14 protein-coding genes and 2 pseudogenes are annotated in these 15,308 nt (G+C 62.5%); 12 read left to right on the top strand and 4 right to left on the bottom strand.

What is annotated here, in order from left to right; all coding sequences use genetic code 11:
• The first annotated feature begins 71 nt into the window (after positions 1 to 71).
• Positions 72 to 671 (top strand): hypothetical protein, encoded by a 600-nt coding sequence (locus PWP93_RS28390; RefSeq protein WP_421046960.1) that lies wholly within the window; start codon positions 72 to 74, stop codon positions 669 to 671.
• Between the two features lie 178 nt (positions 672 to 849).
• Here the strand turns inward: PWP93_RS28390 and PWP93_RS28385 are convergent.
• From PWP93_RS28385 to tnpB, 4 genes and pseudogenes are all read right to left on the bottom strand, one after another.
• A pseudogene (locus tag PWP93_RS28385) lies at positions 850 to 1,140 on the bottom strand (IS66 family transposase); the annotation flags it as partial.
• 107 nt (positions 1,141 to 1,247) lie between these two features.
• Positions 1,248 to 1,448: pseudogene (locus PWP93_RS28380) on the bottom strand (IS66 family transposase); the annotation flags it as partial.
• A 23-nt stretch (positions 1,449 to 1,471) separates the two neighbouring features.
• The gene (locus PWP93_RS28375; protein ID WP_421046959.1) at positions 1,472 to 1,711 is read right to left on the bottom strand and encodes a hypothetical protein; all 240 of its coding nucleotides are present in this window, start codon (positions 1,709 to 1,711) and stop codon (positions 1,472 to 1,474) included.
• 541 nt (positions 1,712 to 2,252) lie between these two features.
• Positions 2,253 to 2,606: an IS66 family insertion sequence element accessory protein TnpB gene (gene tnpB / locus PWP93_RS28370; protein WP_421046958.1), complete on the bottom strand. Its 354-nt coding sequence runs from the start codon at positions 2,604 to 2,606 to the stop codon at positions 2,253 to 2,255.
• A 500-nt stretch (positions 2,607 to 3,106) separates the two neighbouring features.
• On the opposite strand from tnpB, the gene PWP93_RS28365 reads away from it, so the two are divergent.
• The 11 genes from PWP93_RS28365 to PWP93_RS28315 are packed head-to-tail and all read left to right on the top strand — an operon-like array spanning position 3,107 to position 15,262.
• Positions 3,107 to 3,442, top strand: coding sequence for a hypothetical protein (locus tag PWP93_RS28365; protein ID WP_421046957.1), 336 nt, complete (start codon positions 3,107 to 3,109; stop codon positions 3,440 to 3,442).
• A gap of 8 nt (positions 3,443 to 3,450) precedes the next feature.
• Positions 3,451 to 4,245 (top strand): ABC transporter permease, encoded by a 795-nt coding sequence (locus tag PWP93_RS28360; protein ID WP_421046956.1) that lies wholly within the window; start codon positions 3,451 to 3,453, stop codon positions 4,243 to 4,245.
• The gene (locus PWP93_RS28355; RefSeq protein ID WP_421046955.1) at positions 4,242 to 4,889 is read left to right on the top strand and encodes an ABC transporter ATP-binding protein; all 648 of its coding nucleotides are present in this window, start codon (positions 4,242 to 4,244) and stop codon (positions 4,887 to 4,889) included. Before PWP93_RS28360 ends, PWP93_RS28355 begins: the two co-directional genes overlap by 4 nt.
• 2 nt (positions 4,890 to 4,891) lie before the next feature.
• Entirely contained in the window at positions 4,892 to 6,499 is a 1,608-nt protein-coding gene (locus tag PWP93_RS28350; RefSeq protein ID WP_421046954.1) for a glycosyltransferase family 4 protein, read from the top strand.
• A gap of 24 nt (positions 6,500 to 6,523) precedes the next feature.
• Positions 6,524 to 8,740: a CDP-glycerol glycerophosphotransferase family protein gene (locus PWP93_RS28345; protein WP_421046953.1), complete on the top strand. Its 2,217-nt coding sequence runs from the start codon at positions 6,524 to 6,526 to the stop codon at positions 8,738 to 8,740.
• Complete coding sequence (locus PWP93_RS28340; RefSeq protein ID WP_421046952.1) at positions 8,741 to 9,160, top strand: adenylyltransferase/cytidyltransferase family protein; 420 nt, start codon at positions 8,741 to 8,743, stop codon at positions 9,158 to 9,160. It begins immediately after the preceding gene.
• Between the two features lie 49 nt (positions 9,161 to 9,209).
• Complete coding sequence (locus tag PWP93_RS28335) at positions 9,210 to 10,382, top strand: polysaccharide biosynthesis/export family protein (RefSeq protein WP_421046951.1); 1,173 nt, start codon at positions 9,210 to 9,212, stop codon at positions 10,380 to 10,382.
• Positions 10,379 to 11,596, top strand: coding sequence for a glycosyltransferase family 4 protein (locus PWP93_RS28330; RefSeq protein WP_421046950.1), 1,218 nt, complete (start codon positions 10,379 to 10,381; stop codon positions 11,594 to 11,596). The genes PWP93_RS28335 and PWP93_RS28330 overlap by 4 nt, the downstream gene beginning before the upstream one ends.
• The gene (locus tag PWP93_RS28325; protein WP_421046949.1) at positions 11,593 to 13,473 is read left to right on the top strand and encodes a capsular biosynthesis protein; all 1,881 of its coding nucleotides are present in this window, start codon (positions 11,593 to 11,595) and stop codon (positions 13,471 to 13,473) included. Before PWP93_RS28330 ends, PWP93_RS28325 begins: the two co-directional genes overlap by 4 nt.
• Positions 13,470 to 14,900, top strand: coding sequence for a mannose-1-phosphate guanylyltransferase/mannose-6-phosphate isomerase (locus PWP93_RS28320; protein WP_421046948.1), 1,431 nt, complete (start codon positions 13,470 to 13,472; stop codon positions 14,898 to 14,900). The genes PWP93_RS28325 and PWP93_RS28320 overlap by 4 nt, the downstream gene beginning before the upstream one ends.
• Complete coding sequence (locus PWP93_RS28315; protein WP_421046947.1) at positions 14,900 to 15,262, top strand: hypothetical protein; 363 nt, start codon at positions 14,900 to 14,902, stop codon at positions 15,260 to 15,262. The genes PWP93_RS28320 and PWP93_RS28315 overlap by 1 nt, the downstream gene beginning before the upstream one ends.
• Positions 15,263 to 15,308: the final 46 nt, after the last annotated feature.

Below are 15,308 nucleotides of genomic sequence, written 5' to 3'. Positions count from 1 at the left end.
CAACGGTCGCGGCCACGTTGTATTACGGGTTGGTCGCTTCCGATGTGTATGTTTCGGAATCGCGGTTTGTAGTGCGGAGTCCGCAGAAGGAGACGCAAACCGGCCTCTTCAGTTCATTTCTCGAAAGCACAGGTTTCGCCCGGTCGCAGGACGACACGTACGCGGTCAACGACTACATGGCCTCGCGTGATGCGCTCGCGGCGCTGAACCAAAGCGACTATTTCGCTCAGGCGTATTCAGGGAAGCACGGTGACTTCATCAGCCGCTTCCCGGCTTTCGACTTCGACCGCAGCTTCGAAGGTCTCTACCGGTACTACGGCAAGCAGGTCGACGTGTCCCTCGACAGCACGACTTCGATTACGTCACTCAAAGTCAATGCGTTCACGGCGCAAGACGCGTATCGCATCAACGAGCGTCTGCTCGAACTCGCGGAACAACTCGTCAACCGGATGAACGACCGCGCACGGCAAGACACGCTGGCGATTGCACGCGATGAAGTCGCGCGCGCTGAAAACCGTGTGAAGGAAGCATCGGCTGCGCTGTCCGGCTATCGCAACGAACAGAATGTGTTCGATCCGGATAAGCAGTCGACACTGAAGCTCCAGCAGGTCGCGAGCCTGCAGCAGGCACTCGTCGAAACCAGGACACAACTGGCGCAACGCAATCGGTAATTCACCGACGTTCTTGTGATCTCAGGCGCTCTGATGCAAGGGCGAGCGGTGGGATTGCTGGCGAAGGAGTGATTTACATCCTCGGCGAGTTCATGCACGCGCGATGTACGGATGCTGGCCCACGCGCTGCAACACGTCGACCAGATAGTCGTAGGATCGATGTCGTGCAGCTTGCACGTCACCAGCAGGCTTTGCGCGATACCGATCTGCCTGGCGCCGAGTTCGTCCTGCCAGCAGAACATCCGCTCTTCTTGCCCATTGGGACGGCGCGCAGCGCCCAGCTCCAATGAATCGTATCGATCTCGACATCCGCATCATCCAGATACAGCAATACATCGCGGCGCTCACGGACATAGGCCAGCGCCTTCGTGAGCGGACTGCTCGGCAGCAAGCCTTGCAGGCCGAACTGCCTGTCCACCCAGACGAAGGAACTGCCGCGCCACCGGCCGGTGATACGCCGCCTCCATGCGCGCTTGGCCGGAGCCTGTCAGGCCCTTCTGCCGGATGTCTTCTCGACGCGATACAGCTGCCGATATGCTCCAGCGCTGGCCACGCGCGTGCCGGCTCGACTTCGGCCTTCACGAAGGCACGCCTGCTGTGCGCCCAGCACTGCGCGTGGGCCAGACCCGTCTTCTTCGCATACCGTGCGTACGCCTTGCAGCGCCGTCCGTGTGCAGGACGCTGCCAGCCGTCATGGTTTGCCCGAGCAACCCTGCTCGACGTGCCCTGCCGCCGGCTCGGCTGGTAGTGGAAGCAGATCTCCTCGAGCTCGCCCATCACCGGCCAGAAGTACGCCGACTTCATTCGCCTGGGCCGTCCCGTCCGGCCTGATCGGCGTCTCGTCCATGCGCTGACACGCGAGTCAGGATCGACTGCCACTGCGCGTCGTGGACGGCCTGACGCGCAAATGGCCGCCGCGATTCGCGGAGCCACTGCCGCGACACGCGGATGCCGCACTGGGCAAGCCGCTGATGCTGGCGCGGCCAGCGGCAGGTGCGGCACCGAAACAGGTCGATGAGCAGCCCGGCGATGAACGACACATCGGCGCGGCTGCTCTTCGATCACACCAACCGGCGCCGTGCAGGACACGACAGTGCCTGCGTATCGCGCCGTTTGATCACCGGGCGCACGTACTTGAGTTAACGACATAGCTGCCGGGACGTTGGGGGCCAGCCAGGGTTCACACGCTTCGCCGATTAATAATCCCCGGATCGAGACCTGCGCTCGGGGTTCGCGATCTCGATGACTTCGACTACACCTGCCCTCGTCGAAGAACAGCGCTGATTCGTCGACACCCGGCGACTGGGCGTGGTGCCGCGCTCGTGGCCTGCTGGCGCGCGTCTTCCTGCCCGGCGCCGGCATCAAGAACAGCATCGAAGGCTTCGCCCAAGCGTGCCTTGTGCCGCATCGGGCTGTACGATGCGACGCTCGCCTAGGCCGAACAGCTGGCGCTGGAACCACGCGACGGTGCGCGTACTGCGCGTTCGCCCAGTACCGCTTGCATCGCGCTGGTCAACGCCGCCACGTGCGCAGTGAGCGCTACGAGCGTTTCGTCGGTGGCGGCAGCTGATGCGGTACGGGCTACCACCATAGGCAACGGCGCCTCATGGCGAGGGCCTCACCGGCGACTGGCTGCGTGTGCCGGTAACGATGCTGCCGGACGACCTCGATTCCCTCGAGCAACAGCTTCAGTTGGGTGACGATCCACGCGTGTCCGCCCGGTTCCAGCTGGCCGAATGGCTCGGCCTCGAGCCGCTTGGCCCAAACGCACCAGCCGTCGCGATCGAAATAAAGCACCTTGACGGTGTGGCACGACGATTGATGAACGCGAAGCCTGCATGGCCCCAAGCGATCGACCGGCATGTTGTGGCGTGCGATCGCGTGCAAGCCATCGAACGAGCGCCGCATGTCCACGGGTGCGCTGTACAGGAACACACGCAATTTGCTGCTCGAGGAAGAACATCAAGCTTCTCATGGATTGTCGAACGATGCCGGGCAGATCGAGGCGGATCGTCGATTCGCCTGTCCAGCCGGCGTGCCTGGGTTGATGTGCGCAGCCGCTGCCAGGCAATGGTCCCCAGATCGACAAAGGCCGAGTCCCCGGCGGATGGTATCCACGCCACAGCGGAGATGCCGTGCCCGCAAGCGCCGCCGCCACGATAGAAGCGAAACTCCGACACTGACTTCACGGCAGAACGCTTTTCCTTCCGGGACCGTCATCCGCGCTCTGGGTAGCGTGCCGGCCTCTGGCGCCACGCTAATTCCACTTCTCTCGCTTCGCTGCTGCCTTCTATCGTCTGCTCCTGGATCGCACAACGAGGAGCATTCTGCAACGACATCTACGCGAACTTGCAACGCTCAGTGGCTTACCGCTTACGGCGCAACTTCAGTCCGTGGCACCCGACAATCCACAGATCCCGGTGCTGCGCACGCGCATGACTGCGCTTCAAAACGAGATCGCGAACACAACCGGGACGGTGGTGGGCGACAAGTCATCGCTCGCGCTCAAGGCGCCCGGCTACGAGCGGCTGATGCTCGAACGCGAGTTCGCGGAGAAGCAGCTTTCATCGGCGATGGCCTCGCTAGAAACTGCGCGCACGCAGGTTCAGAAGCAACAGTTGTATCTCGAACGCATTGCCGCGCCGGGCATGCCGGATCAGGCGTTGCTGCCCAAGCGCATTCGTGGGGTGATTACGGTCCTGGTTGCCGGACTGGTGGCTTGGGGCTCGCTGAGCTTGCTGATTTCGAGCGTGCGAGAGCACAAGAGCTAAGTCTGCGCATGAGCACCTCCACATCCTTCGCCACATCTTTACGCATTCAGCTTCGCGTTGTGCACGCGCTGCTGATGCGCGAGATCATTACGCGATATGGGCGGCACAACATCGGCTTCGCGTGGCTGTTCGCGGAGCCGATGTTGTTCACGGTCGGCATCATTGCATTGTGGAGCACCCTGCATGACGTGGACTCATCGCGTCACGTCAACATCGTCGCATTCGCGTTGACCGGCTACTCGACGGTGCTCGTCTGGCGCAATACCATCGGTCGCTGCACATTGGCCGTCGAACCCAATACCGCGCTGCTGTTCCATCGAAACGTGCGCATCTTCGATCTCTTTCTCTCGCGCATCGCCCTCGAGCTGACCGGCGCGACGCTGTCCGTCAGTATTCTGATGCTCGTCCTCATCGTTACAGGCGTGATTCCGCCACCAGCCGACCTGCTGGAGATGATGTTCGGCTGGGCGCTGCTGTGCTGGTACGCAGCGGCGATGGCGCTGCTGATCGGCGGGCTCTGCGAATATAGCGAGCTTGTCGAGCGTCTGTGGCACCCCATTGCCTACTTCCAGTTGCCAGTGTCCGGCTCGTTCGCGCTGGCCGTGTGGCTGCCCGAAAAGCTGCGCAACATTGTGATGATCTTTCCCGTGCCACACTGCGTCGAGATCTTTCGTGAAGGCTATTTCGGCAAGCAATTCAAGCCCTATTACGATATCCCATATGTGGTTGCGATTCTGTCCGTGCTGACGCTTGCCGGCCTCTGGGTCATCCGCGACATTTCCGGTCGGGTGGAGCCACAGTGATCCATCTGCAGGGCGTGACGAAGTACTACAAGACGCGCAATGGACGCCGGCGCATTCTCGACAAAGTCGAGCTCATCGTGAACCCGGGCGACAAGATCGGCATTCTCGGCAGGAATGGCTCGGGAAAGTCGACGCTCATCCGTTTGATCGGCGGTTCCGAGGAGCCGACGTCGGGCATGATCGAGCGCGGCATGAGCGTGTCGTGGCCGCTTGCATTCGGCGGCGGCTTTCAGGGCAGTCTCACCGGTCTCGACAATCTGCGCTTCATTTGCCGCGTGTACGGCGTGCCGCACGAAGGTGTCCTTGCCTTCGTGGAGGACTTCTCAGAACTGGGCGTCTACATGCGTGAACCGGTCAAGAAATATTCCGCCGGCATGCGCGCGCGTCTGGCGTTTGCGCTGTCCATGGCGATCGAGTTCGACTGCTTTCTGATCGACGAAGTGATCTCCGTCGGCGACGCGAGGTTCCACCAGAAGTGTCACGACGAGTTGTTCGTCAAGCGACGCGACCGAGCTCAAATCATCGTTTCGCACGAAACACACAACATTCGCGACCACTGCACACGGGCCTGCGTGCTGCATAACGGCGTACTGACCGAATTCCCGGACATCGATGCCGCGTACGACTACTACAACTCGAGGTAAAGTTGAAGCATCCCATCGACAAGAAGCAGATCAGAGTTCTGCTGGAAATGCGCCCCGCCTTCGAGGGCTTCGCGGGCATTCCGCAGGAAACACGCCTTCTCTTCCGCGGCTTGCGGATGCTCGACGGCGTCGATACCGAAGGCATGATCCAGACATCGCAACGCACGCTCGCGCGCGGCACGGCGATCAAGGGCACATCCTTTCGCCGGTTGAGTCAGGCGCGGCGGCTGAACCGCTATTCGCGCGTGATCGTGTCGCTGGCGGAGAAGCCCTATCGCACGCTGTTGGATGAAATCCTTGGCTACATCGAAAAGCGCCTGGCGGCCACAGCACTGTCGCTGCGCTCGCTCACGGGCCTCGGGCGCATCAAGCTGACGCAGTTCGAAGCCGCGAATTTCGCCGACTTCACCTGGCGCACGCTGTTCTCGAAGACGCTTCCCGCAACGGACTTCGATCTGGTGGCGCACGCCAACCACCGCATCTGTTCCGTGCCGTGGCACACGATGCACATGGCCGGTCTCAAGTCGATGAGCGTCGTGCCGAACCCGCACTATGCGCAACTCGAAACCGAGGGGGTCGATGTCTTCATCGCGCAGACGCCATACCCCGCGCGCATTAACCGGAAAACTGCTTTTGTGGTCCGCTACCACGATGCGATTCCCGTGCTCATGCCGCACACGATTCCCGACAAGTCGCTGCATCAGGCAACGCACTTCTACGCGTTGTCCAGCAACGTGAAGTCCGGCGCGTACTTCGCGTGCGTGTCCGAGGCAACGCGGCAGGATCTCCTGCGCATGTTCCCCGAGGTCAAACACCGTGCGGTGACCATCTATAACATGGTCTCGCATCACTATTACAAAGAAGAGGCGCAACTGAGTCGCGTGCCAGACATCATTCGCGGACGCCTCTACGAGAGCGACGCCGTGAAAGGCATTGAGCTTCGTCCGAAATTCTTCAGTCTGCGCGAGCAGGAAGGCTTCTATCGACGCGTACTGACCGAAAAGCCGCTCAAGTATCTGCTGGTCGTTTCCACGATCGAACCACGCAAGAACCATACGAGACTGCTCGCCGCCTGGGAAGTACTCAAGGCGGAAGTGGATCCCGATATCAAGCTGGTCATCGTCGGTACGCTCGGATGGGACTACATGTCGATCGTGAAAAACTTCCGTTCATGGATCGACCGCGGCGAGCTGTTCATGCTGAACGCGGTGCCCGCACCGGATCTGCGCGTGTTGTATCGCAACGCGGCGGCAACGGTATGCCCGAGCCTCGGCGAAGGCTTCGACTTCTCGGGCGTCGAATCGATGCGCAGCGGTGGCATCGTCGCCGCGTCGGATATTCCGGTGCACCGCGAAGTGTATGCGGATGCCGCCGAGTATTTCGATCCTTACTCGACTGGCAGTCTCGTCAAGGCATTGACGAAGATGCTCTATCAGCCGGATGCCGCGCAGGTTCAGGAGACGCTTCGCAAGAACGGCGATCCGGTCTCGGCCCGCTATCTTCCGGATGTGATTCTGCCGCAGTGGGAAAACTTCATTGAGCGCGTGGCCAGGCGCGCGCCTCTGGATCGGAAGGCGCATCTCGGCACGGTCTCGACCGTTAACGCCTGAGCCGGGCGCGCGAATCGTCGAGGTATGAACGTGAGATTCCGCAAGCTTTCGCAAGACATGGGCAGGCGCATGCACGCGCCTGCGCTGGTGAGCAGCGCCTATATGGGTCTGCTGGAACGTCCAGTGGACGAGGGCGCATTGGAGCGCTACACGGAACTAGTTCGCGCCGACCAGGATGGCGTGACGGTTTTCCTCCGCGCGCTACGCGACTCGGACGAGTTCCGCCGTCTCGCGCTCGCAACGACCGCGCCCGATATCGTGCGGGAGATGTTCCGCGCCCTGCTCGGCCGTGACGCGGAAGCGGCGGCTATCGATGCTTACGCAGGACGCGTCGCGAACCTGGACACGCTGCGTCAGGTGCTGTCCGAGATTGTAGAATCGAAGGAACATCGCACACGCCTGCTGGATTCATCCGTCGAGTCGCTGTTCGCGATGATCTTCCGCGGATTGACCGGATGCGAGCCCGAAGCAATGTCTGGCGAAGATCGCGCAGCGCTATCGGCGGCGGCCAAAGGCGGACGCATCGATCAGCTCGTCGCCCGGATCGCCGCTCTGGCGCCAGTTCGCGAGGCCAGCTTCGCATCGTTCAAGGCGGACATCGTCAGGAACATTCATGCCGGTGCAACAAAGAGAGCGCCGAGTCCCGAAGAGTTGCAAAGCGCAATGTCTTCGCTCGCCACGCCAGCGGACATCTGCGCGCTAGCCGATCGCTACGCGCAGGCGCGCGTGCGCCAGGAAGCGCGGCCGCCTGAAGCGCCCACGACCATGCTCGACAACGGCATTCGCGTCGTTCGTTGCGACAAGCTCGCGGACGCGCAGTCGGTTCAGCTGATCGACGGCTTCTTCGACAACGAAGCGGGCTTCGTGTGGAGCAAGCGCACTTCGTCCCTCGTGGTAACCGGGCACGTCACGTTGTATGTGAGCTGCAATTATCTGTTTCCCGGAGAGCAGCGCGAAGTCAACGTCGAATCCGAAGGCACGACGACCACGATCACGCTGACGGACGCGTACGCCGCACACGAAATCACTGCCGGCGGCGAGAGTCCCGTGTTCATCCGCTTCCGCGCGAACGGCGCCATGTCGCCGAAGGATCGCGGCGTCTCCAACGATGGCCGCCCGCTCTCGTTCCAGCTCTGGCTCAAGGCGCCGCCATTGCCGATCGTGCATCAGCCGCTCAGGTTGTCGGGCCTGAAGCCGACGCAGAAGATCTATTGCGTGTCGGACTCCAAGAAAGAGGAAGACAGCCTCAAGGCCATTCTGCCCGCATTGATGCGTCGGGGCTTGGAATGCGAGAGCGTCGCGACATCGCAGTTGGGCAGGCGCATCCGCGGCCGCGGTATCGACAAAGGTGTCTTCCTGATCGCGTCGGCGCAGGCCTATGCGAGTATCCACAACGCGGGACTCGACGGCACGTTCATCTATGCCGAACACGGCGCATCACCGCTCAAGGGGTACACCTACAGCGGCCATTACACACGCTACGATCTCGCACTACTGCCTGGTCGACTGTGGACCGAACGGCTCAAAGCGCTCTATCCTCAGGCCGCGACGCACTACGAACCGGTCGGCTATCCGAAGCATTCGGTGCCGGTCCTGTCGCCGGAGCAACGCGAAGAAGCGTGCGCGCGTCTCGGCCTCGACGGCAAGCAGCCCATCATTCTCTTCGCGCCCACCTGGAGCGGCGGCGACCGCGCCTGCGGCCTGTTCAACATCCGGCATCTGAACCCGACGGCCAACATGTTCGCCGTGCCTCACGACGGCGACGTGAAGTTCGCCGACGAACTCGCCGCGCACGGTGCGCGCATCCATGTTTTACAGGCAGGGGAATCGATCAGCGACTACTACGCGCTAGCGGACATTCTCGTGTCGGATGTGTCTTCGACCGCCGTCGAATTCGCGGTGCTCGGCAAACCCGTGGTCTGCCTGGCGATGGCGCGGATCCCAGATTTCGAGGCCCGCTTTCATGAAGCACCAGCGCGCATCCGCATTCCGCATACCGGCCAGTATTGGGATTTCTGCGCGGTTGTCGACAGCGCCTCGCTTCAGGCGAAGGTCGACGAGGTCGCGCTTCGCGTGCGTCAGGGCGCGTCATTCGCGCCTTCGGATGCGCTGAAGGAGTTGTTGCTCTGTCACGGTGACGAAGCAGCCGAGCGGGCCGCAGACGCAATCCACGCCTTTCTACGGCGCGATACGTCGCCCGCCGACGGTCCCGCCGTCACGTTCGCTACCGCCGGGGTTTGAATGAATAAGATCGTCATTACCTACGGCACATTCGACCTGTTCCACATCGGCCATCTGAAGCTGCTCACGCGCTTGCGCGCGCTCGGCGACCGGCTCGTAGTCGGCGTATCGACGGACGAATTCAACGCGGTAAAGGGCAAGCGCACGACCATTCCCTATATCGACCGTGCGGCGATCGTGGCCGCGCTGTCCGTCGTCGATGCCGTCTTTCCCGAAGACAACTGGGATCAGAAGCGTACGGATATCGCCCGCTTCGGCGCTCATGTCTTCGGCATGGGCGACGACTGGAAAGGCCGCTTCGATGATCTGGGCGACATCTGCGAGGTCGTCTATCTGCCGCGCACGCCGGACGTGTCGACCACGGAAATCCGCGCCCAGGTGCGCAAACCCTCTTTGCAAACCGACCCGAGCCCGTGCTGAGATGCTACGCGCACGTGATTGCTCGAACCGAAACAGACGCACGAACGCTATGACGCTTCGCCTTATCTTTCGCCCAGCCGCCCTGCTCGTCGCAGCCTTCGCCCTTAGCGCCTGCGGCATCGTTCCTTCCTCCGGACCCACCAAGTCCCAAGTAGAGGAACGCTCCAGCGATTCGCCGCGAATCGAAGGCATTCAGATTGTCGATCTCGATGAACACGTCGTGCAGACGCTGCTGCGCGAGAAAAAACAGACGGACTTCGCCACCATTTTCGGCAATACGCAAGCCACTGCTCAGACCCTCGGCGCGGGCGACTTGCTCGAGATATCCGTGTGGGAAGCGCCGCCCGCCACGCTCTTCGGTAGTGCAGGGCTGCAACCGGACGCGGCGTCTGGCATGAGCGGTTCGCGCGCGACAGTGCTGCCGGCGCAGATTGTCGATTCCGACGGCATGATCGACGTGCCCTTCGCCGGACGCCTGCGCGCCATGGGCCGCACTGTGAACGAATTCTCCCGCGACATCGCGCAACGGCTAAAAGGCAAGGCCAATCAGCCGCAGGTGGTCGTGAGGATGGTGAAAAGCGCGAATTCCTATGCGACGGTGGTCGGCGACGTCACGAGCAGTACGCGCGTGGAACTGACGGCGGGGCGTGAACGTCTGCTCGATGCGCTCGCCAGCGCGGGCGGCGTGCGTCAGCAGGTCGACAAGACAACGATTCAACTCACGCGCAGTGGGACGGTGCAGTCCTTACCGCTGCAGACTATCATCCGCGATCCACGTCAGAATATCGCGCTCGCGCCGCGCGACGTGGTCACGGCGCTGTTCCAGCCGTATAGCTTCAACGTGCTCGGCGCATCCGGCAAGAACGACGAGATCAGCTTCGAGGCCCAGGGCATCACGCTTTCGCAGGCGCTCGCGCGCGCGGGCGGGCTCAACGACGCTCGCGCGAATCCGCAGGGCATCTTCATCTTCCGCCTGGAAAAAGCCAACGCGCTGCCGTGGAAGTCGCAGCCGGTTCATATGACCGCAGATGGTCGCGTGCCTGTGATCTATCGCCTCGATCTCAAAGATCCGGGTAGTTTCTTCGTCTCGCAAGAATTCCTGATGCGCAATCAGGACACCATGTATGTGTCCAACGCGCCGGTGGCCGAACTGCAGAAGTTCATGAATCTCGTGTTCTCCGGCCTGTATCCGACGCTGAGCGTGATCAACGCGACGAAATGACGGCTGTAATTGCAACCGCCTGCGCGCAACGAAGCACAGGCACCGCCCCCATCACACTGGACCTGACGCGTCTGGTGCGGCGGACCCTGCGCGGCAGGCTTCCGACGGGCATCGACCGCGTCGGGCTTGAATATGTGCGGCACTATGGTCCGCGCGCGCGGGCGCTGCTGAGCGCGCGCGGGTTTCACCTGATGCTGTCGGAGCACGACTCGCAACGAACCTTCGAGATGCTGCTCGATCAGCCCGCCGTCGGCCGCCACGCCTTGCGGATGCAAGTTGCCCGATCAGTGATGAACGCGGCGCTGGAGATCGGCGCGCGCTCGTCCCACGTCGGCACGACGCTGCTGCATACGTGTCATTCGGGACTGGAGTTCCCACGTTATTTCGAATCGCTGCGACGGCGCGGCATCCGCACGGTTCCGCTCATTCACGACCTCATTCCGCTCACGCATCCCGAGCATTGCAGGCCGGAAAGCGCGGCGATTCACCGGCGCCGTATACACACGGTGCTGAAGCATTCGGCCGGAGTGTTGACCAATTCGGCCGCGACACTGCACTCGTTGCATTCGGAGGCAAGCGCGTCGGGATTGCCACTACCGTCCGCCGCCGTCGCGCCGCTTGGCTGCGGTTTCACGATCGGCGAAGCTCACGCACGCACGAAAGAAGAGCGTCCCTATTTCGTCATGCTCGGCACGATAGAGGCACGCAAGAATCACTGGTTCCTGCTGCAGGTCTGGCGTTCGATCGTCGAGCGCATCGGCTCGCGCGCACCCAAGCTCGTCGTGATCGGGCAGCGCGGCTGGGAATGCGAGAACGCGCTCGACATGCTGGACCGCTGCAGCACACTGGGCGATGTCGTCATCGAGGAAACGCATTGCCGCGACGACCGCCTGCGCGGCTATCTGCAAGGCTGTCGCGCGTTGCTGTTCCCGTCCTTCGTGGAAGGTTACGGCATGCCGCTCGCCGAAGCGCTCGCGGCTGGCGTGCCAGTCATCGCCAGCGACTTGCCGGTTTTTCGCGAGATAGCGGGCGATATCCCGGAGTATCTCGATCCGCTCGACGGGCCTGGCTGGAGCGCCGCAATCGGGCAATACGCCCGCAAGGACTCCGCGCCGCGCGCGGCGCAGATTGCGCGCATGAGGAACTTTGTGCAGCCCACGTGGCAGGCTCATTTCGATGTGGTCGACCGCTTCCTGGAAGCGTTGCCGCGATGAAACCGGGCTTGCTTCGACCGCGCGGCACGAACGAACGGTGCGCGTCCGGGCCGGTCTGGTCTCGGCGCGCGAACGGCGGCCCGCCGCTATCGCATTCGATCGTGCCGAACGCGGCACGCCCGGGCAACGCGCTCGTGCGCGCGCTCTCCGAACAGTTCGATGATCCATCGACCGGACTCGACGCAGACATCCCGTCGCTCATCCGGCGCGTGCTGCGCGCTGGCGCGGGCATGCACGAGCAAGGCTTGCATCTGCCTCGCGAATTCGCTTGCGCACAGCGGGTAACGCGCGTCGTCATCGTCGTGCCGGGCGGTTCAGCGATGAATTCGCGTCACCGGCGTGTCCGCATGGACGCCATGCTCGCAGCCGCACGGGGCGAGTACCCCTACGCGCAACTCTGGCTCTGGCCGGAAGCTGGGCATCGGTGCACGACCGCCTCATCCAGCGCACCGCGCGCCGCGCCGCCGGGAAGCAATCTGCTGGCGGCGCTTCACGGGATCGCGTGCATTTACACCGTCGATTCGATCGAAGGTCTGTATGGCATTCTCGCGGGCGTACGCGTGCGAGTGTTCGGCACGCCGTTCTATGCGGGCTGGGGTCTCACCGACGACGAGCACGACTTTCCCGGGCGCATCGCGCGTCCAGACGTCAACGCGCTCTTCGATGCTTTCTACCTGCGCCTCGCGCGCTATATCGATCCCGTGACGCGGAGCACCGGCACGCTCGCGGCCGTACTCGACGCCATCGACGCACAACGCGCAGTGCAACAGCGCTTCGCGGATCTCGAACGGCTGAGCGCCTTGCGCTTCCAGTTCTGGAAGCGCCGCTTCGCTGCGCCTTTCATCGCCGCGGGCGGCGGAATCGTCCGCTGGTCAAACGAACCGCATGACCTGAGGCGCAACGAACACGCCGTGCTGTGGGGCGCGCGAGAAATCGCGGGGCTTCCGGCGGGCGCGCGCGTCGTGCGCATGGAGGACGGCTTCCTGCACTCGTGGGGCCTTGGCTCGGACATGATCGCGCCGCGCAGCCAGGTAATCGACCGGGAGGGGATCTACTTCGATCCGCGTCGTCCGAGCGAACTGACGCGCATACTGAACGACACATCGTTCGACGAAGCCGAACTCGCGCGCGCAGCGACATTGCGGCGGTCGATCGCCAAGGCGCGGCTCACCAAGTACAACCTGGGCGTGCGTACGCCTGTCTGGCGCGCGCCAGCAGGTCGGCGCATTCTGCTCGTTGTGGGGCAAGTGGCCGACGACGCATCCGTGCGCTACGGCACAGGCCGCTTCGCCACCATCGATGCCTTGCTCGCCGAAGTCCGCGCGCGCCATCCGGATAGTTTTCTCGTCTACAAACCGCATCCGGACGTGCTGTCCGGCAACAGGCAGGGCGTAACGGATGCTGGCGCGATCGCCGATGTCGTCGATGCCGCATCGGACCTGATTTCGCTGATCGAAGCCGTCGATGAAGTCCACACGCTGTCTTCCCTCGCAGGCTTCGACGCCCTGCTACGTAGCAAGCAGGTCTTCACCTACGGCCTGCCGTTCTACGCCGGATGGGGCCTCACCCACGACGCGCTCGCGCCGCTGCCGAACCGCGCACGCGCGCTCACGCTCGACATGCTGGTCGCCGGAGCGCTCATCCGCTATCCGCTCTACTGGGACTGGAAGATGCGCATGTTCACGAGCCCCGAAGCCGTCGTGGCCGAACTCAAGTCGCGCGCGAACCGGCCTTTCGATCTGGGCGCAGCCACGCCCGCGCGCATGATCAGGAAAAGTTACCGATGGAGCCGCAACGTGCTTCTGCATGCATTGACGCAGGTGAAAAGGCCCATGCATCCCTTTGCTTACCCGCTCGATTCAGAGGATTTAAAGTGAAAATTCAGCCCGTCATTCTATGCGGCGGCAGCGGCACGCGGCTCTGGCCCATGTCGCGCGGCGGCTACCCCAAGCAATATCTAAAGCTGACCGGCGAACTCACGCTCGTTCAGCAAACCGCGAAGCGTCTGGACGGCGTCGAGAGCATCGCCGCGCCGATCGTCGTCACCAATGGCGAGCAGCGTTTTCTGGTCGCGGAGCAATTGCGCCAGGCAGGCATCCAGCCGTCAGCGATCGTGCTCGAGCCGGTCGGACGCAATACCGCGCCGGCCATCGCCGTCGCCGCGCAACTCGCGATGCGCGAAGCGGGCGACTCGCTCCTGCTTGTGCTGCCTTCCGATCACGTCATGCTGAACGAAAGCCTGTTCGTCGAACTCGTCCATGCGGCGAGCGCAATCGCAAACGACAACCAGCTCGTCACCTTCGGCGTCGAGCCGACTTGTGCGCATACCGGTTATGGCTACATCCGGGCGGGCGCGGCGCTGGGCGCGCAATCGCGCGCGCACGCGGTTGAGGCCTTCGTGGAAAAGCCCGACGCGGCGACGGCCGAACGCTTTCTCTCGGAAGGCGGCCACTACTGGAACAGCGGCATGTTCATGCTGAAGGCTTCGGCGTATCTGAAGGAACTGGAGCGTCTTGCGCCGGAGATTGCGGAGGCATCGTCGCTGTCCCTCGAACGAGCGAAGACGGACAACGATTTCATTCGCCTCAATGCCGATGCGTTTCAGCGCTGCCCGAACGTATCCGTCGATTACGCCGTGATGGAGAAGACCGATCGCGCGGCCGTCATCGCAGCGGCTGACCTCGGCTGGAACGATATTGGTTCATGGTCCGCGCTTGCCGACATTGCCGATGCGGACGACGACGGCAACGCGCTTTTTGGCGATGTCCTCGCCGACGACATGTCGAATTCCTATGTGCGTGCCGAGCATCGCATGGTCGCGGCGATTGGCCTCGATAACGTGGTGATCGTCGAGACGGCGGATGCCGTGCTGGTCGCGCATCGCGACAAGTCACAGGACGTCAAGAAGATCGTCGAGCGTCTGAATGCGTCAGGTCGTCATGAGTCAGTGACGCACCGTCGCGTGGTGCGTCCGTGGGGTTCCTACGAAGGCATCGATCAGGGCGAGCGATTCCAGGTCAAGCGCATTGTCGTGAATCCGGGCGCGCAGCTGAGCCTGCAGATGCATCATCATCGGGCCGAGCATTGGATCGTCGTGAAGGGCACGGCCGTCGTCACCAATGGCAGCCAGGAGATCATCCTGAGCGAGAACCAGTCGACGTATATTCCACTCGGCGTCACGCATCGCCTTCGCAATCCGGGCCACATTCCCCTCGAGCTGATTGAAGTGCAGTCCGGCGCGTATCTCGGTGAAGACGATATCGTTCGATTCGAAGACACCTATGGGCGCGTCAACGCCGCGTAATGCCGCGCGTCGACGCTTCAAAAAAATTACATAAAACGGGACTCCAGAGCATGTTCTTCAAATTCGCCAAATCGATTGTTTTTTTCGGGCTCATGTATTTCTCGCTTCGCTATCTCGGCGTGGCCCAGCACGCATCGCTGATGATCGCGCTCATTCCGCTCGTGCTCGGCGTCATCGGCATTCTGGCCGGCCAGGCGTTCGCGCTAACGACGCTGGTTTTCGTCGGTTCGGCGTTGTCTGTGCTCCTGCCTCCGGGATATGCGAACGGCGTCGACTTCGTGCAAAAGCGGTTCGGTCACTCGTCGATGCTGACAGTCCGCGATGCGCTGCAGTCCGCCAAAGACAAGGTGACGATGAGGTAAGAACGCGAGACGTTCGAATCGTCTTGCGTCCTTCTATTACGGCTTA

This window comes from Paraburkholderia sp. A1RI-2L (genome assembly GCF_048957375.1).
GTDB lineage: Bacteria > Pseudomonadota > Gammaproteobacteria > Burkholderiales > Burkholderiaceae > Paraburkholderia.
This window is presented reverse-complemented; position numbering and strand designations above follow the sequence as displayed.

Coding starts and splice junctions, on each gene's coding strand:
- PWP93_RS28345 (WP_421046953.1), top strand. CDS start 6,524: ATGAACGTGAGATTCCGCAAGCTTTCGCAAGACATGGGCAGGCGCATG.
- PWP93_RS28365 (WP_421046957.1), top strand. CDS start 3,107: ATGACTGCGCTTCAAAACGAGATCGCGAACACAACCGGGACGGTGGTG.
- PWP93_RS28335 (WP_421046951.1), top strand. CDS start 9,210: ATGACGCTTCGCCTTATCTTTCGCCCAGCCGCCCTGCTCGTCGCAGCC.
- PWP93_RS28315 (WP_421046947.1), top strand. CDS start 14,900: ATGCCGCGCGTCGACGCTTCAAAAAAATTACATAAAACGGGACTCCAG.
- PWP93_RS28360 (WP_421046956.1), top strand. CDS start 3,451: ATGAGCACCTCCACATCCTTCGCCACATCTTTACGCATTCAGCTTCGC.
- PWP93_RS28340 (WP_421046952.1), top strand. CDS start 8,741: ATGAATAAGATCGTCATTACCTACGGCACATTCGACCTGTTCCACATC.
- PWP93_RS28330 (WP_421046950.1), top strand. CDS start 10,379: ATGACGGCTGTAATTGCAACCGCCTGCGCGCAACGAAGCACAGGCACC.
- PWP93_RS28325 (WP_421046949.1), top strand. CDS start 11,593: ATGAAACCGGGCTTGCTTCGACCGCGCGGCACGAACGAACGGTGCGCG.